The following is a 23,196-nucleotide window of genomic DNA, read 5'->3' on the forward strand; positions in this document are numbered from 1 at the left end:
CGCGCGGGCCGCCCCCCCCCCGGCCCCCCCCGCCCCCCCCCGCGCCCCCGCCGCGCCCGTAACCCCCCCCCCCCCCCCAACGAACGGGGGGGGCCCGCCCCGCCCCCCCCCCACGCCTTTCCAAAAGGTCAAAATTCCACGTGAATTTTGTTTCGGGCCGTGCCAGATTGGCCCGAAGCGGGAGGAAGACACTCCTGCCTGACGCCGTGTGCCTGCCGGAGAACCGGGCCGGCATGCGGTGCATAATGGACAAATAACCGACAGGGGTGTGGATCACATGAAACGTATCGTTCTCGGCCTCATGGCCGCAGCTGCAATGGTTCTTCCGGCCTTCGCCGCGGACATTCAACCCGCGATCCTCTATGATCTCGGCGGCAAGTTCGACAAGTCGTTCAACGAGGCGTCTTTCAACGGCGCCGAAAAGTTCAAGACCGAGACCGGCATCCCTTATGTGGAATTCGAGGTCAGCAACGCCACCCAGCGCGAGCAGGCGCTGCGCCGCTTCGCCGAGGACGGCCGCAATCCGATCGTCATGGCGGGCTTCTCCTGGGCGGATGCGCTGGACAAGATCGCGGTCGAGTTCCCCGACACCAAATTCGCCATCATCGACATGGTCGTCGACAAGCCCAATGTCCGCTCCCTGGTCTACAAGGAGCAGGAAGGCTCCTATCTCGTCGGCGTGATGGCGGCGATGGCTTCCAAGACCAAGAAGGTCGGCTTCATCGGCGGCATGGATATTCCGCTGATCCGCAGGTTCGGCTGCGGCTATGTCGGCGGCGCCAAGGCGGCCGGCGCCACCGACGTCATCCAGAACATGACCGGCGATACGCCGGCAGCCTGGAATGATCCGGCCAAGGGCGGCGAGATCGCCAAGACGCAGATCGACCAGGGCGCCGACGTGGTCTACGCGGCGGCAGGCGGCACCGGTGTCGGCGTGCTGCAGGCAGCGGCCGACGCCGGCAAGCTCGGCATCGGTGTCGATTCCAACCAGAACGGCCTGCAGCCCGGCAAGGTGCTGACCTCCATGGTCAAGCGCGTCGACGTTGCCGTCTACAACACCTTCATGGATGCCAAGGACGGCAAGTTCACCGCCGGCGTCAACGATCTCGGCCTCAAGGAAGGCGGCGTCGACTACGCCATGGACGACAACAACAAGGCGCTTGTCGACGATGCGATGAAGGCGGCGGTCGAAAAAGCCAAGGCCGACATCATCGCCGGCACCATCAAGGTGCACGACTACATGTCGGACAATGCCTGCCCGTATTGATCGACAGACACTGCTGAGCTGACGAGCCGCCGGGTGAAGGCCCGGCGGTTTTGTTTGTGGCCGGCAGGTTCTTGCTCCAGAGACAAGTTGCTGATGCAACCGATAACCGAACCCATACGCGAGCAAGATATCGAGGCAGTCGCAAGACTGCGCCATGCCGCATTCTTCGAGGGAAGCGGGAGGAGTCTCGCAGACGACGTTGCCGACCTGCGCAAACTGCTGGCCGGCGACGGGTTCGAGACTGCGCTGATCGTCCGGGTCGGCGGGGTGCCGGCCGGAACCTGTCTGCTGGTCCGCAATGAACTTGAGCCGGCGCACGATCTGACGCCGTGGCTGGCCGGGCTGGCCGTCGCTCCGGATCATCAGCGCCGAGGGATCGGGACGGCACTGGCCAGGGCGATCGAAGCGCATGCCGCATCGGCCGATGTCAGCGAACTCTATGTCTATACCTGGCAGGCGCGCGACTTTTACGCCACGCTGGGCTGGGTGGCCGTCGAGGAGTTTGAACAGCACGGCGCGCCCATGTTGCTGATGTCGCGCAAACTGCGCCTATAGGCGTTGCTCGCCCCTCACCAGTGCGGCGGCTTGGTTACCGGCACGTCGGGCGCCGCCTGTTCCTCCAGCGCCAGGAAGCGCTCGGCCAACGCGTCGAGCTTGCGCTGCATGCGCTCGATCACCTTCCACTGTTCGGCGATCTGGCCGGACAGTTCCTCGATGGTCTTCTCCTGCTCGGCGGCGCGGATTTCCAGCGTCGTCAGCCGGTCGGTGGGCATGGTCATTTGAAATCCTCGATCAGGCGATTGTGCAGGCTGCGGCCACGTTGGAAATTGACAAGCATGGCGGGATTTGTCGAGAGTGAACCCTGCTCCGGCCAATTGGCACAGACGGGGCGTCATGCTAGGCGTTTGACCAAGCGGTAAAAAAATAACAGTGGGAACAGGCTGCATGGCGCAAGCCGCAATCGAGCTGATCGGCATCGACAAGAGCTTTGGCGCCGTGCGCGCCAACCGCGACATCAATCTGGAAATTATGCGCGGCACCATCCACGGCATCGTCGGCGAAAACGGCGCCGGCAAGTCGACGCTGATGTCGATCCTCTATGGTTTCTACCAGGCCGACGCCGGCGAAATCCGTGTCGGCGGCCAGCCGGCGTCGATCAAGACGCCGAACGATGCGATCGCGCTCGGTATCGGCATGGTGCATCAGCACTTTATGCTGGTCGATAATTTCTCGGTGCTGGAAAACGTCATTCTCGGCGCCGAAAGCGATGCGCTGCTGAAGAAGAGTATCGCCAAGGCGCGTTCCGAGCTGGAGCGGCTCGAACGCGAATACGGGCTCGAGGTCGATCCGGACGCGATCATCGAGGAACTGCCGGTCGGCCTTCAGCAGCGCGTCGAAATCCTCAAGGCGCTCTATCGCGGCGCCGAGATCCTGATCCTCGACGAGCCGACGGGCGTGCTCACGCCGGCCGAGGCCGACCATCTGTTCCGCATCCTCAGGCAGCTGAAGGAGCAGGGCAAAACGATAGTGCTGATCACCCACAAGCTGCGCGAGATCATGGCGATCACCGACACGGTCTCGGTGATGCGCCAGGGCACGATGGTGGCGACACGCGAAACCAGGAAGACCACGGTCGAGGAGTTGGCCGAGCTGATGGTCGGGCGGCGCGTGCTGCTGCGCGTCGAAAAGGGTGAAGCGAAGGCCGGCGGCGTCAAGCTCGCGGTCAAGAACCTGACGGTCAAGGATTCCCGCGGCGTCACCATGGTCGACGACGTCTCCTTCGACGTCCATGCCGGCGAGATCGTCGGCATTGCCGGCGTCGCCGGCAACGGGCAATCCGAACTGCTCGAAGCGATTTCCGGCATCAGGCGCGCCGTGTCGGGCTCGGTCACGTTGGACGGCAAGCCGATCGACCTTACCGGGGCCGCCGATCCCGGCGAGCTGCGCGAGCGCGGCCTCGCCCATGTGCCGGAGGACCGCCATCATGTCGGGCTGGTGCTGGCCTTCGAGGAGAACGAGAATTCGATCCTCGGCTACCAGGACGACGAGCGCTATCTCAAGGGGCCATTCCTCAACATCGACGCGATCCGTAACGATGCCAGGGACAAGATCGTCAAGTACGACATCCGCCCGGCCGACTGCCGTCTCAAGACCGCCAATTTCTCCGGCGGCAATCAGCAGAAGATCGTGCTCGCGCGCGAAATGGAACAAGACCCGGGCGTGCTGATCGTCGGCCAGCCGACGCGCGGCGTCGATGTCGGCGCCATCGAATTCATCCACAAGCGCCTCATCGCCATGCGCGACCAGGGCAAGGCGGTGCTGGTGGTTTCGGTCGAGCTCGACGAGATCCGCTCGCTTTCCGACCGCATCCTGGTGATGTTCGCCGGCCGCATCGTCGGCGAGCGCGGCCCCGAGGCGACCGAGGGCGAGCTTGGCCTGCTGATGGCCGGCGTCGAGCACCGGGAGGCCGCCGAGTGAGCACTCCCTACGCCAAGCTGCCGGCCTGGGCCGACTATGTGCTGATCCCGCTGATCAATCTGTTCGTCGCCTTCGTCGTCGCCGGCTTCGTCGTCATATTGGTCGGCGAGAACCCGCTGCGTGCAGCCGTCATCCTGGTCGAGGGTGCCTTCGGCCGTGGCCAAGGCATCGCGTTCACGCTTTTCTATGCCACCACCTTCATCTTCAGCGGGCTTTCGGTGGCGGTTGCGGCGCATTGCGGCCTGTTCAACATCGGTGGCGAGGGCCAGGGCTATATCGCCGGTCTCGGCATCGGCATCGTTTGCCTGGCCTTCGACAGCGTGCTGCCGTGGTGGCTGACCTTCCCGATTGCCATTGTCGCGGCCGCGACGATGGGCGCGCTGTGGGCGCTGATCCCGGCCTATCTGCAGGCCAAGCGCGGCTCGCACATCGTCATCACCACCATCATGTTCAATTTCATCGCCGCCAGCGTGATGGTCTATGCGCTGGTGGGCATGCTGAAGCCGCCCGGCTCGATGGCGCCGCAGACGCGCACCTTCCTCGAAGGCGCACAATTGCCGAAGCTCAACTGGATCATCGAATTGTTCGGCGCGAAAATTCGTTCGGCGCCGTTCAACGTCAGCTCCCTGCTGGCGCTGGCCATGGCCTTTCTGGTGTGGGTGCTGATCTGGCGCACGAAGCTAGGCTACGAGATGCGCACCTATGGCCACAGCCCAAAAGCGGCGCGCTATGCCGGCATTTCGGAGATACGCATCATCATCATTGCGATGATGATCTCGGGCGCACTGGCCGGCATGATGGCGCTCAACCCGACAATGGGCGACCAGCACAACGTCGCGCTGGAATTCGTTTCGGGCGCCGGTTTCGTCGGCATCGCGGTGGCCCTGATGGGACGCCTGCACCCGGTCGGCATCGTGCTCGCGGCAATATTGTTCGGCATGCTCTACCAGGGCGGCGCCGAGCTCGCCTTCGAGATGCCGGCGATCAGCCGCGACATGATCGTCATCATCCAGGGCCTCGTCATCCTGTTCGCCGGCGCGCTCGAGCATATGTTCCGGCCTTATGTCCAGGCGCTGTTCGCCTCGCTCAGCCCGAGATCGGTCGGCATGGAAGCGATTAAGGGGAAGGGTGCCTGAGATGGATTTCTTCAACGCCATCGTACAGGTTCTGGACTCGACCATCCGTCTGTCGGTCCCCTTGCTGCTCGCCTGCCTCGCCGGCCTCTATTCGGAGCGGGCCGGCGTCTTCGACATCGGGCTTGAAGGCAAGATGCTGGTCGGCGCCTTTGCCGGCGCCGCCGCCGCCTCGGTCTTTCACTCCGCTTATCTAGGCCTCGGCATGGCCATCCTCATTTCGGTCGCCTTCGCGCTGATCCATGGTTTTGCCTCGATCACCCACCGCGGCAACCAGATCGTCTCCGGCGTGGCGATCAATTTCATTGCCGCCGGATCGACGATCATGCTCGGCCAGGCCTGGTTCCAGCAAGGCGGGCGCACGCCGGCACTGGCCGCCGGCGAACGCTTCGAGGCGATCATCTGGCCGGGCGCGGATGCGCTCAGGGGCGTGCCGATCCTCGGGCCGATTTATTCGGAGCTCATCTCCGGCCATTCCGTGCTGGTCTATCTCGCCTTCCTCGCCGTGCCGTTCACCTGGTGGGTGCTGTTCCGCACCCGCTTCGGGCTCCGCCTGCGCGCCGTCGGCGAGAACCCGGCCGCGGTCGATACCGCCGGCATCTCGGTCGCGTGGCTGCGCTACCGGGCACTGATCTGCACCGGCGTGCTCACCGGCATTGCCGGTGCCTATCTGTCGATGGTGCAGAATGGCGGCTTCGTGAAGGACATGACCGCCGGCAAGGGCTACATCGCGCTGGCCGCGCTGATCTTCGCCAAATGGAAGCCGGTCAACGCCATGTTCGCCTGCCTGCTGTTCGGCTTCCTCGACGCGGCGTCGATCCGCCTGCAAGGCACGCCGCTGCCGCTGATCGGCAAGGTGCCGGTGCAGTTCATGCAGGCGCTGCCCTATGTGCTGACCGTCATCCTGCTTGCCGGCTTCATCGGCAAGGCAATCCCGCCGCGCGCCGGCGGCGTGCCGTATGTCAAGGAACGCTGATCTATCATGGCTCATGATCTGTTCGAAGCGGCGAAAGCCGCCATGGCCAAGGCCTATGCGCCCTATTCGAAATTTCCGGTCGGGGCGGCGCTGCGCACCGAGGACGGCCGTGTCTTTGCCGGCGCCAATGTCGAGATCGCGTCTTACCCGGAGGGCTGGTGCGCCGAAACCACCGCGCTCGGCCATTTCATCATGGGCGGCGGCGGCAAGATCACGGAAGTCGCCGTGATCGCCGAACGCGTGGCAAAATGCTCGCCCTGCGGCGGCTGCCGGCAGCGGCTGGCCGAGTTCTGCCGGCCGGAAACGAAGTTCTATCTCTGCGACGATGGCGGCGTGGTCGAGACCGTGACCATGGGCGAGTTGCTGCCATACGGATTCAAAGGCGATGTGCTGAAATGAAGGAAGCGCTCGATCATCTCGTCGAGAAGCTGGATGGGCTGGCGCCGACCACCGCTTTGGTGCTGGGATCGGGGCTTGGCGGGCTTGTCGACAAGGTCGAGGATGCGGTGCGCATCTCCTACGCCGACTTGCCGGGCTTCCCCAGAAGCGGCGTCAGCGGCCACGCCGGCGAGGCGGTGGCGGGGCTCTTTGCCGGCGCCCCGGTGCTGATGCTGTCCGGCCGCGCGCATTATTACGAGCACGGCAACGCAGCGGCGATGCGGCCGGTACTTGAGGTGCTCGCCGGTCTCGGCATCTCCAAGCTGATCCTCACCAACGCCGCCGGGTCGGTCGATCCCGGGATGGGCCCGGGCTCGGTGATGCTGATCACCGACCACATCAATTTCTCGGGCTCCAACCCGCTGATCGGCGAACCGAGCGACCGCCGTTTCGTCGGCCTGACCGAAGCCTACGACGCCAGCCTGCGCGCGGCGATCGAGCGGGCGGCGAAGGCCACCGGTACCGCGCTGCACAAGGGCGTCTACATGTGGTTCTCCGGCCCATGCTTCGAGACGCCTGCCGAGATCCGCATGGCGCGCATCATGGGCGCCAACGCGGTCGGCATGTCGACGGTGCCGGAGGTCATTCTCGCCCGCTTCCTCGGCCTGCGCGTCGCCGCCTGTTCGGTCGTCACCAACCTTGCCGCCGGCATGACCGGAGCCGAGCTGTCGCACCAGGAGACCAAGGACATGGCGCCAGTCGGCGGCGCGCGGCTGGCGACCATTCTGCAGCGTGTTTTTCAGGACGGGTTTCCGGAGCACAAGGTCGACGCCTGATGCTTCCCCAGGAAATCATCCGCCGCAAGCGCGACGGTCAAAAACTGTCGGCTGAGGAGATGGCGGTCTTCATCGAGGGCCTGACCGCCGGCACCGTCACCGACGCGCAGGTCGGCGCCTTCGCCATGGCGGTGTTCTTCAACGGCATGAGCCGCGACGAGGCGGTGGCCTTGACAATGGCGATGCGCGATTCCGGCGATGTGCTCGACTGGTCGGATCTGCCCGGCCCGGTCACCGACAAGCATTCGACGGGCGGGGTCGGCGACAATGTCTCCTTGATGCTGGCGCCGATCGTCGCTGCCTGCGGCGCCTATGTGCCGATGATTTCCGGCAGGGGCCTTGGCCACACCGGCGGCACGCTCGACAAGATGGATGCCATCCCCGGCTACATCAGCCAGCCGGATGTTGCGCGCTTCCGCAAAACGGTGCTCGAAACCGGCTGCGCCATCATCGGCCAGACCGCCGATCTCGCACCCGCCGATGCCAGGCTCTACGCCATCCGCGATGTGACGGGAACGGTGGAATCGGTACCGCTGATCACCGCCTCGATCCTGTCGAAGAAGCTGGCGGCCGGCCTCAATTCGCTGGTGCTCGACGTCAAGGTCGGCAACGGCGCCTTCATGGAGAAATCGCGCGACGCAACCGCGCTGGCCAACAGCCTGGTCGACGTCGCCAACGGCGCCGGCCTGAAGGCCTCGGCGCTGGTCACCGGCATGAACGAACCGCTGGCGTCCGCCGCCGGCAACGCGGTCGAGGTTCGCAATGCCGTCGACTTTCTCACCGGCCGCTTCCGCGACCGGCGGCTGGAGGACGTGACGCTGGCGCGGGCCGCCGAGATGCTGCAATCGGCAGGCTTGGTGTCGTCCAACCAGGACGGCCTGCGCCGCGCCGCCGAGACGCTGGCCGGCGGCCGCGCCGCTTCCATCTTCGCGCGCATGGTGGCGGCACTGGGTGGTCCCGTCGACTTTGTCGACAATCCGGAAAAATATTTGCCGAAAGCGGCAACGGAATTCGCGGTCAAGGCGAGCGCGAACGGCTTTGTCACCGGCATCGCGACCCGCGAGATCGGGCTTGCCGTGGTCGGGCTTGGCGGCGGGCGGACGCGGCCCGACGACAGGATCGATTACGCCGTCGGCATCACCAGGCTGTTGCCGGTCGGCGCTGAAGTGCGGGCCGGCGAAGCGCTGGCGCTGGTCCATGCCCGCAATACCGGGGATGCCGAAGCGGCCGCGGCCGCCGTGCTTTCGGCCTATACGATCGGGGCTTCCAAACCGGCAACGGAGAAAACCGTCATCCGGCGGATCCTGCCGCGCGGGTAGAGCCATTCCGATGGTATCGGATGGGCTCTATCTTTCTTTGGACCACGATCTTGTCCGAAAACCGGTCCCCACTTTTCGCTGACGCGGAGCTGCGGTTCGAGATCACCGTCTACTGAACCAGCAGAAGCGTGCCGTCTTCGACCTGGTATTTTTCGAGCCGCTGAAGAAAGCTCATGCCGATCAGATTGGTGTGCAGCGCCTTGTCGTCGAGCACGACGGCCTGGACGCCCTCGACGGTGATCCTGCCGATCTGCAGGCGGTCGATCGTCACCACGGCGGCTTTGATCGCGCCATTGGCGGTGTTGACCTGATGGCTGAAGTCCGCCGAATTGAGCGAAATGCCGATCCTGCGCGCGGTCGAGCTGTTCAAGGCGACGAGCGTCGCGCCGGTGTCGATCATGCCGTCGACCTGACGGCCGTTCAATTTGAAGGCCGACATGAAATGCCCGCGCGCGTCCGCGGTGACGACGACCTTGCGGCCGAGCGGCTGCGGCGTTGCCGGCCTGTCCGGAACGGCGGCAAGGTTCAGGTCGGTTTGTGTGTCCGCCGGCCTGGCCCCGATGGCGGATTTCAACAGGCGCTCGATCACCTGTGGATTCGACTGATAGACGATCGGAAGCGATGCCGACGTTCCGGCAAACACGCCAAGGATGAGAAGCTTGCGCAGCATGGACCGGCCTTTGTGATTGCCGATCCTTAGTCCGACATAGTGATTGCCGCTTTAACGAATGCGGAAACCAGCCGTTTGCGTAAACAATCGGTAAACGGCGCATGATCCTCTCCGGAACGCAGTCGGTTCTGGAAAGGATAAGGCGCAGATTAGAAGCGTTGGAGCGTCCTTTGCGCGTCCAATCGGACGCGCGGCGCTCTAAACTATTTGGTTCCGTACATGCGGTCGCCGGCATCGCCGAGGCCCGGCATGATATAGCCCTTCTCGTTGAGCTGGCGGTCGATGGAGGCGGTGAAGACGGGGACGTCCGGATGCGCCTGGATGAACCGCTCGAGGCCCTCTGGTGCCGCCAAAAGGCAAAGGAAGCGGATGTTGGTGGCGCCGCGGCCTTTCAGCTTGTCGATCGCCGCGATCGCCGAATTGGCGGTGGCCAGCATCGGATCGACGACGATCACCAGCCGGTCGGCGAGGTCGCCCGGCGCCTTGAAGAAATATTCGACCGCCTCCAGCGTCTCGTGGTCGCGGTAGAGCCCGATATGGGCGACACGCGCCGCCGGCACCAGATCGAGCAGCCCCTCGAGCAAGCCGTTGCCGGCGCGCAGCACCGAGGCGAAGACCAGCTTCTTGCCCTCCAGCGTCGGCGCCTCCATCGTCTCGATCGGCGTCTCGATCGTCGTTGTGGTCAGTTCGAGGTTGCGGGTGACCTCGTAGCCGAGCAGCAGCGAGATCTCGCGCAGCAGCCGCCGGAAACCGGCCGTCGAGGTTTCCTTCTTGCGCATGATGGTCAGCTTGTGCTGGACAAGCGGATGGTCGACGACGGTGACGCCCTTCATGGTGCTCTCCAACTGCGCAGGTGAATAGTGAATAGTGAATAGTGAATAGGTTTGCGAGTCCTGGTTGAGCGGAAAACTCGCGGTTGACGGGCCGAAGCGCCGGGTGAACCATTCACCATTCACCTGCCCTTGACGTCGAGCCTGCCCAGCAGCGCCGCCCTCGTCTTCCTGTCGACGAAGGCTGCATCGATGGCCGTCCTGGTGACGGCGGTGAGCGCCTTGTCGTCCATCGCAAAATGCTCGGCGGCGATGTCGTATTCACGCTTCAGCGACGTCCAGAAATAGGGCGGGTCGTCGGAGTTGAGCGTTACTTTGCAGCTCGCCGCTTTCAGTGCGGGAAAGGGATGGTCGGCGAAACTGTCAAAGATTTTTAGGGCGATGTTGGAGCCGGGGCAGCATTCGAGCACGACGCCTTCGTCGGCGATGCGCCGGACGAGATCGGGGTTTTCGATGGCGCGCACGCCATGGCCGATGCGAGACGGGCGGATGTGGTCGAGTGCCGCCTCGACGCTCTCCCAGCCCATCAATTCGCCGGCATGGACAGTTATGCCGAGGCCGGCCTCGCGGGCGATTTCGAAGGCCCGGACATAGTCTTCCAGATCGCCTATCCGCTCGTCGCCGGCGACGCCGAAGCCGGTGACCAGCGGATGCCCGCTGCGGGCGGCGAAACGCGCCGCCCGCTCGATCGATTCGACACCGAAATTGCGCACGCCAGTGACGATCATGCGGCCTTCGATGCCGGTCTTCGCCTTCGCGCGGGCCATGCCTTCGCCGAGCGCGTCGGTATAGGCCTTCGGCGACAGCCCGGCCTTGCTGGCATGGTCGGGCGAGGTGAAAACCTCGGAATAGATGGCGCCGTCCCGGGCGAGGCTGGTCAGGTAGTGATCGGCCAGCCGCGCATAGTCTTCTTCGGTGCGGAACAGGTCGGAGGAGAAGTCGTAGGCCGCGAGGAAAGAGGTGAAATCGTGCCAGACGAAGGAGCCGTTCTGGATGTAGGGCGAGGCATCCTTGCCGTATTTCTCAGCCTGGCGGAGGACGAGTTCAGGCGCTGCTGCCCCTTCGATGTGGCAGTGCAGTTCTGCTTTCAAAGGCATTCAATTATCCCGTCAGAAGCGCGGCCGAACACCGCGCCTTAAACAATAGCGCCCACACCATCGATCGGCTATGGTCCCGCCGATTTTATGGCGGATCAAAACGATGTCGGTTGAAAGAACCACGGCTGCGGGCGGCATGGAAACCTCCTATGGTTTCAGGCGGGTAGGGTCAGGCGACAAGCAGTCCCTGGTCAATGATGTTTTCCACAAGGTGGCGAACCGCTACGACCTGATGAACGACCTGACGTCGGCCGGGTTGCATCGGTTGTGGAAGGACGCCATGGTCGCCTGGCTCAATCCACCGAAGCGGCCGGGCTGGAGCGTTCTCGACGTTGCCGGCGGCACCGGCGACGTCGCCTTCCGCATCGTTGAGGCGAGCGGCAGGCACGCCCATGCAACGGTTCTCGATATCAACGGCTCGATGCTCGCCGTCGGCCGCGACCGGGCCGAGAAAAAGGGCCTGTCGGCAAATACTGATTTCGTCGAAGCCAATGCCGAGGAACTGCCTTTTGCCGACGCTACTTTCGATGCCTACACCATTGCTTTCGGCATCCGCAACGTGCCGCGCATCGATGTGGCGCTTGCCGAAGCCTATCGCGTGCTGAAGCCCGGCGGACGCTTTCTCTGCCTTGAATTCTCCGAGGTCGACATGCCGCTGCTCGACAAGGTCTATGAGGCATGGTCGTTCAACGCGATCCCCAGGATCGGCAAGGTGGTGACCGGCGACGGCGAGCCCTATTCCTATCTCGTCGAATCGATCCGCAAATTTCCCAATCAGCAGAATTTCGCAGCGATGATTTCCCGCGCCGGCTTCGACCGCGCCTCGTTCCGCAACTACTCCGGCGGCATCGCCGCGCTCCATTCGGGCTGGAAGCTTTGAGGCAACCCCAGCCATGAGCAGCATCGGCGCTGGTTTAAGGCTCGTTCGGGCCGGCTGGGTGCTGGTCCGCGAGGGCGTCATCGCGGCGTTACCCGGCGACGAGCTCTCCGGTCTGCCGAGATTCGGCTGGCGGATGGCCCGGCTGTTCACCCGCCGCCGCGCGCTTGCCTATGAGCGCGGCGACCGGCTGGCCAAGGCGGTCGTGCGGCTCGGCCCATCCTACGTCAAGCTCGGCCAGTTCCTGGCGACGCGGCCGGACGTCGTCGGCAACGATATAGCGCTTGATCTCGCCATGCTGCAGGACAAGATGCAGACGTTTCCGAAGGCCGAGGCCGTTGCCGCGGTAGAAGCCTCGCTCGGACGCAAGGTCGGCGAGCTCTATGTCGGTTTCGGCGAGGCGGTCGCCGCCGCCTCGATCGCCCAGGTCCATACCGCCGAAACCCTGCAGGACGGCGTCGTTACCCGGGTGGCGGTGAAGGTCATCCGGCCGGGCGTGCGCCGCCGCTTCTTTCGCGATCTCGAGAGCTATTTCCTCGCCGCCCGGCTGCAGGAAAAATACATCCCGTCGTCGCGCCGGCTGCGGCCGGTCGAGGTGACCGAGACACTCGCCCAGACCACCAAGATCGAAATGGACCTGAGGCTGGAGGCGGCAGCTTTTTCGGAGCTCGGCGAAAACACCAAGGACGATCCCGGCTTTCGCGTGCCGTCGGTCGACTGGGAGCGCACCGGTCGCGACGTGCTGACCATGGAATGGGTCGACGGCATCAAGATGAACGATATCGCCGGCCTCGCTGCCGCCGGCCATGATCTGAAGGCGATCGCCGCCAATCTGGTCCAGTCGTTCCTGCGCCATACGCTGCGTGACGGGTTCTTCCATGCCGACATGCATCCGGGGAACCTGTTCGTCGAGGCCGACGGCACCATCGTTGCCGTCGATCTCGGCATTGCCGGCCGGCTCGGCAGGAAGGAGCGCCGGTTCCTCGCTGAAATCCTCTACGGCTTCATCACCCGCGACTATCTGCGCGTGGCCGAGGTGCATTTCGAGGCCGGCTACGTGCCGCGCCAGCACAATGTCGCGGCGTTCGCCCAGGCGATCCGGGCGATCGGCGAGCCGATCCACGGCCAGCCGGCCGAGACCATCTCGATGGCCAAGCTGTTGACGCTTCTGTTCGAGGTGACCGACCTGTTCGACATGGCGACGCGATCCGAGCTAGTGCTGCTGCAGAAAACCATGGTCGTTGTCGAGGGCGTCGCCCGCACGCTCGACCCGGCCTTCAACATGTGGAAGACGTCGGAACCGGTGGTCAGCGGCTGGATTGCCCGCAATCTCGGCCCGCGCGCCCTGCTGGCCGACGCGCGCGACGGCGCCAGCGCGCTGCTGGCGCTGGCCCGTCAGGCGCCGGACCTCGCAGCCCGTACCGAGCGGCTGTCGCGTGAGATCGACCTGATGGCCGAAAACGGCCTGCGCTTCGACGAGGGGACGGCGGACGCGATCGGCAAGGCCGAGGCGCGCCACACCCGCTCCGGCCGGTTGGCGCTGTGGGTGATCGCTCTGACGATGGTGTATATTGCCTGGCGTATATTCTAGCGCTTGTTCCAAAGTGATTGCATTGCTATCGTTGCTTTCACCGATTTCGGGCAAAGTGCAATCAGATGGCCAGCATCACGATCCGCAACCTTGATGACGAGGTCAAGGACCTGCTGCGCCGACTTGCGGCGGAGAATGGCCGGTCGATGGAAGACCAGGCGCGGGTGATGATCCGCGCAGCGGTCGAAGGTCAGCTCGGTCCGGTCGGCCGCATCGACCAGATCGAGAAAACACTGCGCGAGCTGACGAGTTCGCAAAGTCCGGCAACGCCGATGGTTGCCGTCTCCAGCGTGCGAGGCATCCTCTCTGGCAAGCGCATCCTGCTAATCATCGGCGGCGGCATCGCCGCCTACAAGGCGCTCGACCTGATCCGCCGGCTGCGCGAACGCGGCGCTGCGGTGCGCGTGGTGATGACCGCCGCGGCGCAGGAATTCGTCACCGCGCTGTCGGCCGGAGCGCTGTCCGCCGACCATGTCTTCACCGGACTCTTCGACCGGCAGGACGAGCACGATATCGGCCACATCAGATTGTCGCGCGAGGCCGCTCTTGTGGTCGTGGCACCCGCCACCGCCGACCTGATGGCAAAGCTCGCCAATGGCCATGCCAACGACCTTGCCTCGACCGTCCTCATAGCCACCGACAAACCGGTGCTGATGGCGCCGGCGATGAACCCGAAAATGTGGTCGCATCCGGCGGTCCGCCGCAACCGTGCGACGCTGAGCAAGGACGGCGTCGGATTCGTCGGCCCGGCGAAGGGCGAGATGGCCGAAAGCAACGAAGCGGGCGAGGGCCGCATGGCCGAGCCGCTGGAGATCGTCGCCGCGATCGAGGCGCTGCTCGACAGCCGGCCAAAGCCGCTGGCGGGCAGGAAGATCATCGTCACCTCCGGGCCGACGCATGAACCGATCGATCCGGTCCGCTATATCGCCAATCGCTCGTCGGGCAAGCAGGGCCATGCGATCGCGGCGGCGCTGGCGAAGCTTGGCGCCGACGTTCGCCTCGTCTCCGGCCCGGTCGGCATTGCCGATCCGGCCGGCGTCGCTACGCTGCACGTCGAAACCGCCGTCGAGATGAAGGACGCGGTCGAGCAGTTGCTGCCGGCCGACGCGGCGGTGTTCGTCGCCGCTGTCGCCGACTGGCGCACTCAAAGTTCAGCCGGGGAAAAGATCAAGAAGGTGGCCGGCGAGGGGCCGCCGGCGCTGCAGATGCTGGAAAATCCTGATATCCTTGCCGGTGTCGGGCATCACAAAAAGCGGCCGATGCTGGTGGTCGGTTTCGCTGCGGAGACACAGGATCTGGTCAGGAATGCCGAGGCCAAGCTTGCGAGAAAGGGTGCCGATCTCATCGTCGCCAATGACGTCTCGCATGAACGCGGTTCCCCCGGCGTGATGGGTGGCGATCGCAACAAGGTGCGGATCGTTTCGAAATCCGGTGTCGAAGAATGGCCCGAGATGAGCAAGGACGAAGTAGCTGCGCGCCTTGCGGCATTGATCACCGAGCGGCTGAAGACGGTTGTGGTTTAGCGATCTCCCCCCTCGTGGGGAGATGCCAAGTGGTGGCAAAGAGGGCAGGCCAGAGGGGGGCGCTGTCCCGCCGACGTTTCGAAGGATCGTCTGCCGCCGCGCTCGAAACAAACAGGATCCCGGGAATCTGCGCGCTCTCGTATCGGGTAGCTTAAGTCCACGTTTGGCGATCCGTCGCGCCCCCCTCTGCCCTGCCGGGCATCTCCCCCACGAGGGGGGAGATCGGCAGCTTCGCCGCCCCGGAAATCCTGAGCGCGGCAAGGCACCCCAGGATGCCGAGCGGTATGAAGGCGAGGAAGAGCCAGGCGGCGACATTTGCCGCGGCCTCGCGGTTCAGGCCCTCGGAAAAGCCGCTGGCGTTGGCGACGATGCCGGTCAGCGCCGCACCCACGGCATAGCCGATGCGCTGCATGGTCGGCACGGCGGCCGAGGCGATCGTCTGCTCGCCCTCCCGCGCCGATGCCACGATGACGCGCGTGACGAACGGCCAGGCAATGCCGAAGCCGCCGCCTTGCAACAGGGCACAAAGCAGGATTAACGGGATCGAGCCAGCCGGAACCGTATAGGCGAAACCGGCGACGCCTGTGGCGATCATCAGCGCACCGCCGACGATGATCAGCCGCTCGCGTTCCGGCGGCGCATTGGCGACGAGGATCGACAGGATCGACCAGGCGATCGATTCGGCGGCGATGATATAGCCGGTGGTCAGGATCGGAATGCCGTGCAGGCTGGTCAGGAGCAGCGGTCCGTAGACGGTAAAGGAGCAGGTCGCCACCGAGAACGCCGCGACCATGGTCATGCCCGCGCCGACCGGCGAGCGCCACGAGAACAGCCGCGACGGGAACAGCCGCGAGCGTGGCTTCAGCGCGTCGATATAGATGAACAGCATCAGGCCGATCAGGCCGAGGGTGAGCAGCAGCGACGAGCGCAGCAGGGCGATGTCGACGCCGGCGGTGGCAATCAGCACGACGCTGACGGCGAGGCAGCCAAGGGCCGCAAACGGGAAGGGCGGCGCCGAGCCGCTGGCCGCCTGTGGCCTTGTCGCCTCCGGCGTGTCGAGCACGATGAAGCTTGCCAGCGCCATGGCCGCGCCGCCGAGGGTGAAGACGCCGAAGGCCCAGCGCCAGGACGAGAATTCGGTCATGGCCGCGCCGAGCACCGGCCCGCTGAAGGCGGCGACGCCCCAGATCGCCGACATGACGCCGAAGAGCTGCGGCCAGATGGCGCGGGCAAACAGCCGCTCGACCGAGACGAAGGCCAGCGACACCAGTGCACCGCCGCCGAGCCCTTCGATCAGACGGCCGGCGAGGAACAGCGGCATCGAAGGCGCGGTGGCGCAGACCAGCGCACCGGCGGCATAGCGCAGGGCCGCGACCATCATGTTGGTGAGCAGCGCGACATAGCTCACCAGCCGTCCCGCCGCAGCACCGGCGACGATGGCGCCGAGCTCGTAGATCGCCAGCGACCAGCCGACCAGCTGCACGCCGGCGAGCTCGCCGACCATGGCCGGCATGACCGTTGCCACCATCGTCTCGTTGGTGGCGTGCAGCAGGATGCCGAGGCTGATGAAGCAGAAGCGCGCCAGGTCGCCGCTCGCCCACAACGCGCGCCAGTCGACCTTGTTCGTGCCGGTCTTGGTCACCCCGTCCTCCCGAATTTCCCATAGCCCAAAATGTTGGAGCGTTCTTCGCGTCCAATGACGCGTGCCGCGGTATCGGGAGGGCTTGTAGAACCTCAACCGTAGTTGAGTTCAAGCGGTTTTTGTTCGCCGTTGGTAGCGGATCCAAAAATCATGCGGGTGAGACGCAAGCAAAACTGGGCTGCTGCACTCCTCAGCCACCGTAACGGTATGGATCTAGGGCGGAGCAGGAGCGGAGCGACGTAGCGGAGACCCTGGGATGCCGTGACTTCCTGAGCGCTGCAACTTTGAACATCAGGGCAGCACATCCTCTGCGGAGTGGGCTTGCCGGAATCCATGGGCTTTCGGCTTCGGCAGCTATTCGCAGGCCGCTTCACCTGAATATCAGCACACCTAGGCTGCCCCGCCGCGCGCGGAGCCACGCTATGCCGCCTATTTGAACGAGTGGATCAGGTCCAGCGAGGTGACGGCGACTGCCAGGTTGACGCCGGTCTGTGCCTGGACGCTGAGCGGCTGCAGCGAAAAGGCGCTGCCGAGGCCGCCGACCAGGAGATTGGCGCCGCCGCCGGTGACCACGCTGGCCTCGGCATTCACGCCATAGTAGGCGCCGGCAAGATCGCCTTCATCGTGGTTGCGGGTTGCCGCCAGAACCGCCCATACCAGCTGGCCCTGATGCGTCCGGCCGACATCGACGCCAAGCTTGGAAATCACCCCGGTATAGACTTCGGAAGGGCCGCCACGATGCGGACGAAAGACACAGGAAACACCCTTGTTGGAGGTGACCAGATAGGCCGTGCCGCCGTCGATGGTGCAGTCGAGCACGCCGAGCTGAAGCTTGCCGGCGCTGGCGGGAGCGGCAAGAACCGTCGTGGCGAGAGCGGCGGCACAGGCGAGTTGCTTGATCATGGGAAGGTCCTTTCGAAACTGCTTTGAACAACGGCTGAGCACGCCGAGCGTTCCGCCGAAACCTTGGCGCCAACAAGGCAAGGGTAAACCAGGGTTGTCGAAGTGCGGAAACGGACGCCCGATAAACCGGCCCGGTCAGCCGGCGCTGGTGCGGGCCAGACCGTCCTTGGCCGGTTGGTAGGTCGGATTGAGGTGCACTGCCTCGCGGTAGGATTTCGAGGCCCTGACCTTGTCGCCGCGCCGCTCGTAGATCAGCGCCTGGTTGGACCAGGCCTCGGCGTTCTTGCCGTCGAGCTTGATCGCCATGTTGAAGTCGGCGAAGGCATTGTCCTCGTCGTTCATGGCAAGGTAGGAGAGGCCGCGTCCGTTGTAGGGCTCGGAGGCGTCCGGCGCCAACGAAATGGCTGTCGAGAAATCCTCGATGGCAAAGGCGTGCTGGCCCTGACTCTGATAGATCAGGCCGCGATTGTGATAGGCGCGCGCGTCGGTCGTGTCGAGCTGGATCGCCTTCTGGAAATCGTTGAACGCGTCCTGGATCCGGCCGGCCCTGCGGTAGAGATTGCCGCGGCCGATATAGGCGGCGTCATAGTTGGAATTGATCTGGATCGAGCGGTTGTAGTCGGCGAGCGCGCTCGCCTGGTCACCAAGGAAGCGCTGGATGAGCGCGCGGTTCGAATAGGCCTGGTAGAAATTCGGATTGAGCTGGATGGCGGTGTTGAAGTCCTTCAGCGCCGCCTGGTACTGGCCGCCGCGGCCATAGGCCGAACCGCGCACATTGTAGGCTTCCGGATCCTGGGGGTTGCGCTGGATCACCGCCGACAGCGAGGAGATGTTCTCGCTCGAGCCTTGCGCCTTGTCGATGTTGTTGAACTCGCCGGTAGGAACCGTCTGGCAGCCGACAAGCGCCAACCCGGAAAGCAGGGCTGCCGTCAGGACGAAGCCGCGCCACGCGGTTCTGCGCTCTACGGTGATTGCGTCCATGTCTGCCCTGCCTCACTGCGCCGTCAGGTCCGGTCCCCCTCCGAACCGGCATCTCTCCGCACCGGCCCTCTCGACCGGGTCGAACTCAAAACAAAAAGGTGGCGGCGATTCCGCATCGCGCCACCTTGGATATCCTTGGAAAAGGACGAAAAATTGGCGTCAGAACCGCGGCGGACGCGGAGCACCGGCAGCACCGGCTGCGACCGGACGCGGCGTCATCGGCAGCAGGCCTTCGCGCTGGGCGCGCTTGCGGGCCAGCTTGCGGGCGCGGCGCACGGCTTCCGCCTTCTCGCGGGCGCGCTTCTCGGAAGGCTTCTCGTAATGTCCGCGCATCTTCATTTCGCGGAAGATGCCTTCGCGCTGCATCTTTTTCTTGAGCGCGCGAAGCGCCTGATCAACATTGTTGTCGCGGACGAGTACCTGCACGGGCAATCCTGTCTTTCGGGTTTGAAATCAACAGGCAAGCGGCCATAGCCACAAGCCTCCGCGGCGCGTTACACCACGAATTGGGGCGGCTGATAGCAGAATCAGGGCGCTCTGTCCACAGCCGATTGAGAGGCGGTGCCGACCCTGAAACGAAAAACCCGCCTCGACGGCGGGTCGTCGGTGTGAATCAGCACCATACGCAAATTACTAGCATAGCTGCCGGCACAAAGCAAGAACAAAATTCGTCTTGGGTCAGATAGGCGCCGCTACGCCGTGGCCAGGTGCAGCTGCTCGAAACCCTCGAAGAACTCGCCGTAGTCGCAGGTTATTTCCTCGCCGGCGGCGATGTCGCGGATGGCGGTGGCTCCGCCATATTGTGAAAAATCGGTGTTCGGCTTGTTGGCATGGTTCATGAAGCGGCCATTGTCGACCTCATAGACCATGAAGCCCGGCCGGTCCGGACTGGGATAGGCATATCTGTCGAGCAATTCCCTGAGATGCGGCGGCGCCGTCTCATATTTTGCCATCGGGATCAGCCGGTCGAGGTCCAGATCGAGCCGCCAGATCGGCGTCCCTTTCCGGACCGGCTCGGCGGCGAATACGCCGACGCCTTCGATTGCGCTCGCAGCGATATAAGTCCTGATCAGCAGCATGTTTCCAACCCGTCTTCGAATGGAAAACGGAATCGTCAAATCGCACCGAAAAGCAAGCCCGGTTTTGCGACATTTTGGTTCACGAGCCTGCGCGCGATCGGGAAACAGGTCACGTCCGGTTGATCGAGACGCCACCATCGGCAAACAGCGCCGTTCCGGTGGTAAAGCTCGACGCATCCGAAGCCAGATAGAGCGCGGACCGAGCGATCTCTTCGGGCTGCGCCATACGCTTCAGGGCATGAATGCCTTCGACGAAAGCCCTGGCCTCCGGCGTGGTCGTCGTCGCGCCCGGCGTGTCGGTGCCGCCGGGCAACAGCGCATTGACGCGCAGCCCTCGCGGTCCGAATTCAGCGGCCAGAACCTGCGTCAATCCAATGAGGCCGGCCTTGGCCGCGGCATAGGCCGCCATGCCCGGCATGCCGGCGGTTCGGCCGACGAAGCTGGAGGTGAAGATCAGTGAGCCGCCACCGCGCTCCAGCATCGCTGGAATCTGGTATTTGGCGCCGAGGAAGGCGCTAGTCAGGTTGGTGTCCATCGTCTCATGCCATGTCGTCGGCAACATGTCGGGAACCGGACCCATCAAACCCACGGCTCCGGCATTGTTGAAGGCGATATCGAGCCCACCGAACCTCTCCAGCGCCAGATCGACAAGTCCTTTCGAATAGGCCTCTTCGGTGACGTCGCCGGCAAGTGCTGCGGCCATCCCGCCGGCCCCGAGGATTTCATCAACGAGGATGTCGAGCTCCGCCTGGCGGCGGGCTGCGACGACGAGCTTGGCGCCTTGCTCGGCAAAGAGCTTTGCGGTGGCGCGGCCGATGCCGGAACTGGCGCCAGTGACGATGGCGATCTTGTTGGCAAGTGCGAGCATTTTTTGCATCCTTTTTTCGCGCCGGCTCTTGCCGGCAATCGGGATGCTTGGTCGCAAATCGGGGCGGTGCGAGCCACCCGATACCTGCGCTCCCTCGATGGTGCTTCTTGACGTCCGCTGGCCACCAGGCTACGGCTCGTCATCCAAAACTCGCGGGTGGACGCGCCACCCATTTGCAATGACCCCCCAAGACATGATGAGCAAGTTGCTGGAGCCCGGCTTCGAGGGCGACGGTGAGTTGACGTGGGCTCTTCGTTCGGAATTTGCCAAAGGCTTTCCGGTAGAAAATCTCCGACCGTTGCTGGTCTCCAGCAATGCCCGGACACAAGCTGCAGCGGTGTTCATAGCGGTCGAAATAGGTTCCAGGCTCCTGAGCTTCAGGCTGAACTGTGTTGTTGCAGAGATAGCCGAACTGCTCGACAGTAAAGAGTCGCGCACCCGGTTCGATGCCATCGAGGCGCTCGGGCGCTGCACCACGCCAGCCGATGGCGCCATTCTCGGTCGCGTGATGCTGCGGCTGGATGACGAACATGCCGGCGTTCGATGGAAGGTCGTTGAGTTCATCTGCATTGCGGAGCGCTGGCAGCTGCGGCTCGCGGTGGAAAATGCCGCCGCGTTGCGTCCGGACTCGGCTTTTGGGGCGTTGGTCAACGCTTACGGCCAGCATTTCATGCCGAGCCCAGGGACCTGCCGAGGTTGCTCAACCACCCGGATGCACTTTTACGGCGCTTTGCAGCCGCAGTGGCTATAAGGCCGCGCGATGTGATCGTCGAGCGCTTCGTGGCCATGGCGGAGCAGTCGGACGATGCTGAAGTTCGTAAAATCGCCGCCGATTGCCGTCAAGGTTATTTGCGGCCGACCTATGCAATCGGGCCGTCAATCTTGAAGCGTGCGTCGTCTGAAACGTCAAAAGGCGAAACTCAGAACAACGGCCGTTGAAGGCACGGCGCAAAACGGCAAGCGCCGTCGCAAACAGTGCAAGGCTGGCAGCGTCGTTTCGCTAGTGATACAGCTTCGCGCGCCGGGGTTCGAGTGGATGCCCGGCCGTCATTTGCGAGGCCTGCGACGTTGAAGAAATACTCGGTATTCGCCATCGCCCGTGAGGCCATGCGCGGGCATAAGGGCTGGGAGGAACAATGGTCCTCGCCGGAGCCGAAGAAGGACTACGACGTCATCATCGTCGGCGCCGGCGGCCACGGCCTAGCCACCGCCTATTATCTCGCCACGGTACACGGCATCACCAACGTAGCGGTATTGGAAAAAGGCTGGCTCGGCGGCGGCAATACCGGCCGCAACACAACCATCATCCGCTCAAACTATCTCTATGACGAGAGCGCCGGCATCTACGACCACGCGCTGAAGCTGTGGGACGGGCTCAGCCAGGAGCTCAACTACAACGTCATGTATTCGCCGCGCGGCGTCATGATGCTCGCCCACAACATCCACGACATCCAGGTCTTGAAACGCCACGTCCATGCCAACCGGCTGAACGGCATCGACAATGAATGGCTGACGCCGGAGCAGGCCAAGGAATTTTGCCCGCCGCTCAACATTTCGCGTGATGCGCGCTATCCGGTGATGGGTGCCGCGCTGCAACGCCGCGGCGGCACGGCGCGGCACGATGCGGTCGCCTGGGGCTATGCGCGCGGCGCCTCGGCGCGCGGCGTCCACATCATCCAGAATTGCGAGGTCACCGGCGTCAAGCGCGCGCCGAACGGCGCGGTCAGCGGCGTCGAGACGACGCGCGGCTTCATCGGCGCCAAGAAAGTCGGCGTTGTGGCCGCCGGCCACTCTTCGGTGATCATGAACATGGCCGGCGTGCGCATGCCGCTGGAAAGCTATCCGCTGCAGGCGTTGGTGTCGGAGCCGGTCAAGCCGGTGGTGCCTTGCGTGGTTATGTCGAACACGGTGCATGCCTACATCTCGCAGTCCGACAAGGGCGAGCTGGTCATCGGCGCCGGCACCGACCAGTACGTCTCCTATTCGCAGACCGGTGGGCTGCACATATTGCAGCACACGCTCGACGCCATCTGCGAGATGTTCCCGATCTTCACGCGCATGAAGATGCTGCGCTCGTGGGGCGGCATCGTCGACGTGACGCCCGACCGCTCGCCGATCCTGGCCAAGACGCCGGTGCCCGGCCTCTATGTCAATTGCGGCTGGGGTACCGGCGGCTTCAAGGCAACGCCGGGCTCGGGCCATGTCTTTGCCCATACGATCGCCAAAGACGATCCGCATCCGATCAACGCGCCCTTCACCATCGAGCGCTTCCGCACCGGCCGCCTGATAGACGAGGCGGCAGCGGCAGCGGTGGCGCACTGATGATGACCGAGATGGCCGTCGCCATGCCGCTGATGCTCGCCGGCGAGCAAGGCCTGTTCCATTTTCCGTCGCCGGACGAGGTGCGCGCGCAGCCGATCAGTCGCGCCGGGAACGAGACCGAATGGCCGTTTTCCATCGACGACGGCATGCTGACCTGCGTCTGGAGCGGCGGGCGAAAGATCGTCGTCTTCTTCGAGGCGCGTCCGTCCGGTCTGGACCCGGACGAACCGTTCCAGCCGCGCGGCGTCATCGTCACTACCAATCCGGTCCAACTGATCCTGGGCAACATGGCCAACCGCGACCTTTTCAGCCCTGCGGCAAGCATCGAGGAGCGCATCCGGCTTGTCGCGCCCTTCGTGGCGATGGGCGAGAGGCTTTGCGACCAACCGGCCGGCGCCCGCGTCGGCCACGGCGAACTGTAGGACC

At 64.3% G+C, this 23,196-nt stretch carries 25 protein-coding genes; 15 read left to right on the forward strand and 10 right to left on the reverse strand.

The annotated features are described in order from the left end of the window. Positions 1–277 precede the first annotated feature (277 nt). Positions 278–1,267, forward strand: coding sequence for a BMP family lipoprotein (locus NKJ08_RS10680; RefSeq protein ID WP_352532749.1), 990 nt, complete (start codon positions 278–280; stop codon positions 1,265–1,267). Between the two features lie 93 nt (positions 1,268–1,360). Next, positions 1,361–1,822: a GNAT family N-acetyltransferase gene (locus NKJ08_RS10685; protein WP_352781722.1), complete on the forward strand. Its 462-nt coding sequence runs from the start codon at positions 1,361–1,363 to the stop codon at positions 1,820–1,822. 14 nt (positions 1,823–1,836) lie between these two features. Here the strand turns inward: NKJ08_RS10685 and NKJ08_RS10690 are convergent, their stop codons facing one another. Beyond that, complete coding sequence (locus NKJ08_RS10690; protein WP_352781723.1) at positions 1,837–2,046, reverse strand: SlyX family protein; 210 nt, start codon at positions 2,044–2,046, stop codon at positions 1,837–1,839. 166 nt (positions 2,047–2,212) lie between these two features. Here NKJ08_RS10690 and NKJ08_RS10695 point away from each other — a divergent pair, with 166 nt between their 5' ends. From NKJ08_RS10695 to deoA, 6 genes are read left to right on the forward strand one after another with little or no spacing between them, the layout of a single operon-like run. Then, complete coding sequence (locus tag NKJ08_RS10695; RefSeq protein WP_352781724.1) at positions 2,213–3,745, forward strand: ABC transporter ATP-binding protein; 1,533 nt, start codon at positions 2,213–2,215, stop codon at positions 3,743–3,745. Then, the gene (locus NKJ08_RS10700) at positions 3,742–4,881 is read left to right on the forward strand and encodes an ABC transporter permease (protein WP_352781725.1); all 1,140 of its coding nucleotides are present in this window, start codon (positions 3,742–3,744) and stop codon (positions 4,879–4,881) included. The genes NKJ08_RS10695 and NKJ08_RS10700 overlap by 4 nt, the downstream gene beginning before the upstream one ends. Before the next feature lies 1 nt (position 4,882). Continuing rightward, entirely contained in the window at positions 4,883–5,854 is a 972-nt protein-coding gene (locus NKJ08_RS10705) for an ABC transporter permease (protein ID WP_352509889.1), read from the forward strand. Between the two features lie 6 nt (positions 5,855–5,860). Then, positions 5,861–6,253, forward strand: a complete 393-nt coding sequence (gene cdd, locus NKJ08_RS10710) for a cytidine deaminase (protein WP_352524692.1) — start codon at positions 5,861–5,863, stop codon at positions 6,251–6,253. After that, entirely contained in the window at positions 6,250–7,068 is an 819-nt protein-coding gene (locus NKJ08_RS10715) for a purine-nucleoside phosphorylase (RefSeq protein WP_352781726.1), read from the forward strand. Before cdd ends, NKJ08_RS10715 begins: the two co-directional genes overlap by 4 nt. Continuing rightward, positions 7,068–8,387 (forward strand): thymidine phosphorylase, encoded by a 1,320-nt coding sequence (deoA, locus tag NKJ08_RS10720; protein WP_352781727.1) that lies wholly within the window; start codon positions 7,068–7,070, stop codon positions 8,385–8,387. The genes NKJ08_RS10715 and deoA overlap by 1 nt, the downstream gene beginning before the upstream one ends. A 109-nt stretch (positions 8,388–8,496) precedes the next feature. Here deoA and NKJ08_RS10725 read toward each other — a convergent pair whose 3' ends face one another. From NKJ08_RS10725 to NKJ08_RS10735, 3 genes are all read right to left on the reverse strand, one after another. Next, positions 8,497–9,057, reverse strand: coding sequence for a TIGR02281 family clan AA aspartic protease (locus tag NKJ08_RS10725; RefSeq protein ID WP_352781728.1), 561 nt, complete (start codon positions 9,055–9,057; stop codon positions 8,497–8,499). Positions 9,058–9,260: 203 nt separating this feature from the next. Next, positions 9,261–9,890, reverse strand: coding sequence for a uracil phosphoribosyltransferase (gene upp, locus NKJ08_RS10730; RefSeq protein WP_352524688.1), 630 nt, complete (start codon positions 9,888–9,890; stop codon positions 9,261–9,263). Between the two features lie 119 nt (positions 9,891–10,009). Then, complete coding sequence (locus NKJ08_RS10735) at positions 10,010–10,984, reverse strand: adenosine deaminase (RefSeq protein WP_352524687.1); 975 nt, start codon at positions 10,982–10,984, stop codon at positions 10,010–10,012. Positions 10,985–11,087: 103 nt separating this feature from the next. Between NKJ08_RS10735 and ubiE the strand changes: the two genes are divergently transcribed. The 3 genes from ubiE (at position 11,088) to coaBC (ending at position 14,975) form a co-directional block, all read left to right on the forward strand. Beyond that, positions 11,088–11,864, forward strand: a complete 777-nt coding sequence (ubiE, locus tag NKJ08_RS10740) for a bifunctional demethylmenaquinone methyltransferase/2-methoxy-6-polyprenyl-1,4-benzoquinol methylase UbiE (RefSeq protein WP_352781729.1) — start codon at positions 11,088–11,090, stop codon at positions 11,862–11,864. 13 nt (positions 11,865–11,877) lie between these two features. Then, a complete protein-coding gene (gene ubiB, locus NKJ08_RS10745; RefSeq protein ID WP_352524685.1) occupies positions 11,878–13,452 on the forward strand; it encodes a 2-polyprenylphenol 6-hydroxylase in 1,575 nt (524 codons plus the stop codon). 65 nt (positions 13,453–13,517) lie between these two features. After that, positions 13,518–14,975, forward strand: coding sequence for a bifunctional phosphopantothenoylcysteine decarboxylase/phosphopantothenate--cysteine ligase CoaBC (coaBC, locus tag NKJ08_RS10750; protein WP_352781730.1), 1,458 nt, complete (start codon positions 13,518–13,520; stop codon positions 14,973–14,975). Between the two features lie 151 nt (positions 14,976–15,126). Here the strand turns inward: coaBC and NKJ08_RS10755 are convergent, their stop codons facing one another. The 6 genes from NKJ08_RS10755 to NKJ08_RS10780 all read right to left on the reverse strand — a co-directional run bounded on the left by NKJ08_RS10755 (position 15,127) and on the right by NKJ08_RS10780 (position 20,448). Beyond that, positions 15,127–16,617: an MFS transporter gene (locus NKJ08_RS10755; RefSeq protein ID WP_352781731.1), complete on the reverse strand. Its 1,491-nt coding sequence runs from the start codon at positions 16,615–16,617 to the stop codon at positions 15,127–15,129. 429 nt (positions 16,618–17,046) lie between these two features. After that, positions 17,047–17,520 carry a DUF992 domain-containing protein gene (locus NKJ08_RS10760; RefSeq protein WP_352776732.1) on the reverse strand — a complete coding sequence of 158 codons (474 nt, stop codon included), beginning with the start codon at positions 17,518–17,520 and terminating at the stop codon, positions 17,047–17,049. Between the two features lie 135 nt (positions 17,521–17,655). Further along, the gene (locus NKJ08_RS10765; RefSeq protein ID WP_352781732.1) at positions 17,656–18,501 is read right to left on the reverse strand and encodes a tetratricopeptide repeat protein; all 846 of its coding nucleotides are present in this window, start codon (positions 18,499–18,501) and stop codon (positions 17,656–17,658) included. A 159-nt stretch (positions 18,502–18,660) separates the two neighbouring features. After that, positions 18,661–18,927, reverse strand: a complete 267-nt coding sequence (gene rpsU / locus NKJ08_RS10770; protein ID WP_023797519.1) for a 30S ribosomal protein S21 — start codon at positions 18,925–18,927, stop codon at positions 18,661–18,663. A gap of 266 nt (positions 18,928–19,193) precedes the next feature. Further along, positions 19,194–19,580, reverse strand: a complete 387-nt coding sequence (locus NKJ08_RS10775) for an SET domain-containing protein (protein WP_352781733.1) — start codon at positions 19,578–19,580, stop codon at positions 19,194–19,196. A 109-nt stretch (positions 19,581–19,689) separates the two neighbouring features. Next, positions 19,690–20,448 carry an SDR family oxidoreductase gene (locus NKJ08_RS10780; RefSeq protein ID WP_352781734.1) on the reverse strand — a complete coding sequence of 253 codons (759 nt, stop codon included), beginning with the start codon at positions 20,446–20,448 and terminating at the stop codon, positions 19,690–19,692. A 196-nt stretch (positions 20,449–20,644) separates the two neighbouring features. On the opposite strand from NKJ08_RS10780, the gene NKJ08_RS10785 reads away from it, so the two are divergent. The 4 genes from NKJ08_RS10785 (at position 20,645) to NKJ08_RS10800 (ending at position 23,192) form a co-directional block, all read left to right on the forward strand. Then, positions 20,645–21,199 (forward strand): HEAT repeat domain-containing protein, encoded by a 555-nt coding sequence (locus NKJ08_RS10785; protein WP_352781735.1) that lies wholly within the window; start codon positions 20,645–20,647, stop codon positions 21,197–21,199. An 11-nt stretch (positions 21,200–21,210) separates the two neighbouring features. Continuing rightward, positions 21,211–21,387 carry a hypothetical protein gene (locus NKJ08_RS10790; RefSeq protein ID WP_352781736.1) on the forward strand — a complete coding sequence of 59 codons (177 nt, stop codon included), beginning with the start codon at positions 21,211–21,213 and terminating at the stop codon, positions 21,385–21,387. A 129-nt stretch (positions 21,388–21,516) separates the two neighbouring features. Continuing rightward, entirely contained in the window at positions 21,517–22,770 is a 1,254-nt protein-coding gene (locus NKJ08_RS10795) for a sarcosine oxidase subunit beta (protein ID WP_352781737.1), read from the forward strand. After that, complete coding sequence (locus tag NKJ08_RS10800; protein WP_352781738.1) at positions 22,770–23,192, forward strand: hypothetical protein; 423 nt, start codon at positions 22,770–22,772, stop codon at positions 23,190–23,192. Before NKJ08_RS10795 ends, NKJ08_RS10800 begins: the two co-directional genes overlap by 1 nt. The last annotated feature ends 4 nt before the right edge of the window (positions 23,193–23,196 follow it).

Origin of the sequence: Mesorhizobium sp. M0244 (assembly GCF_040321795.1) — a bacterium.
Lineage (GTDB): Bacteria > Pseudomonadota > Alphaproteobacteria > Rhizobiales > Rhizobiaceae > Mesorhizobium.

Coding starts and splice junctions, on each gene's coding strand:
- upp (WP_352524688.1), bottom strand. CDS start 9,890: ATGAAGGGCGTCACCGTCGTCGACCATCCGCTTGTCCAGCACAAGCTG.
- NKJ08_RS10685 (WP_352781722.1), top strand. CDS start 1,361: ATGCAACCGATAACCGAACCCATACGCGAGCAAGATATCGAGGCAGTC.
- NKJ08_RS10785 (WP_352781735.1), top strand. CDS start 20,645: ATGAGCAAGTTGCTGGAGCCCGGCTTCGAGGGCGACGGTGAGTTGACG.
- NKJ08_RS10775 (WP_352781733.1), bottom strand. CDS start 19,580: ATGCTGCTGATCAGGACTTATATCGCTGCGAGCGCAATCGAAGGCGTC.
- NKJ08_RS10735 (WP_352524687.1), bottom strand. CDS start 10,984: ATGCCTTTGAAAGCAGAACTGCACTGCCACATCGAAGGGGCAGCAGCG.
- NKJ08_RS10695 (WP_352781724.1), top strand. CDS start 2,213: ATGGCGCAAGCCGCAATCGAGCTGATCGGCATCGACAAGAGCTTTGGC.
- coaBC (WP_352781730.1), top strand. CDS start 13,518: ATGGCCAGCATCACGATCCGCAACCTTGATGACGAGGTCAAGGACCTG.
- NKJ08_RS10690 (WP_352781723.1), bottom strand. CDS start 2,046: ATGACCATGCCCACCGACCGGCTGACGACGCTGGAAATCCGCGCCGCC.
- NKJ08_RS10760 (WP_352776732.1), bottom strand. CDS start 17,520: ATGATCAAGCAACTCGCCTGTGCCGCCGCTCTCGCCACGACGGTTCTT.
- cdd (WP_352524692.1), top strand. CDS start 5,861: ATGGCTCATGATCTGTTCGAAGCGGCGAAAGCCGCCATGGCCAAGGCC.
- NKJ08_RS10715 (WP_352781726.1), top strand. CDS start 6,250: ATGAAGGAAGCGCTCGATCATCTCGTCGAGAAGCTGGATGGGCTGGCG.
- NKJ08_RS10780 (WP_352781734.1), bottom strand. CDS start 20,448: ATGCTCGCACTTGCCAACAAGATCGCCATCGTCACTGGCGCCAGTTCC.
- ubiB (WP_352524685.1), top strand. CDS start 11,878: ATGAGCAGCATCGGCGCTGGTTTAAGGCTCGTTCGGGCCGGCTGGGTG.
- NKJ08_RS10800 (WP_352781738.1), top strand. CDS start 22,770: ATGATGACCGAGATGGCCGTCGCCATGCCGCTGATGCTCGCCGGCGAG.
- NKJ08_RS10725 (WP_352781728.1), bottom strand. CDS start 9,057: ATGCTGCGCAAGCTTCTCATCCTTGGCGTGTTTGCCGGAACGTCGGCA.
- NKJ08_RS10765 (WP_352781732.1), bottom strand. CDS start 18,501: ATGGACGCAATCACCGTAGAGCGCAGAACCGCGTGGCGCGGCTTCGTC.
- deoA (WP_352781727.1), top strand. CDS start 7,068: ATGCTTCCCCAGGAAATCATCCGCCGCAAGCGCGACGGTCAAAAACTG.
- ubiE (WP_352781729.1), top strand. CDS start 11,088: ATGTCGGTTGAAAGAACCACGGCTGCGGGCGGCATGGAAACCTCCTAT.
- NKJ08_RS10680 (WP_352532749.1), top strand. CDS start 278: ATGAAACGTATCGTTCTCGGCCTCATGGCCGCAGCTGCAATGGTTCTT.
- NKJ08_RS10705 (WP_352509889.1), top strand. CDS start 4,883: ATGGATTTCTTCAACGCCATCGTACAGGTTCTGGACTCGACCATCCGT.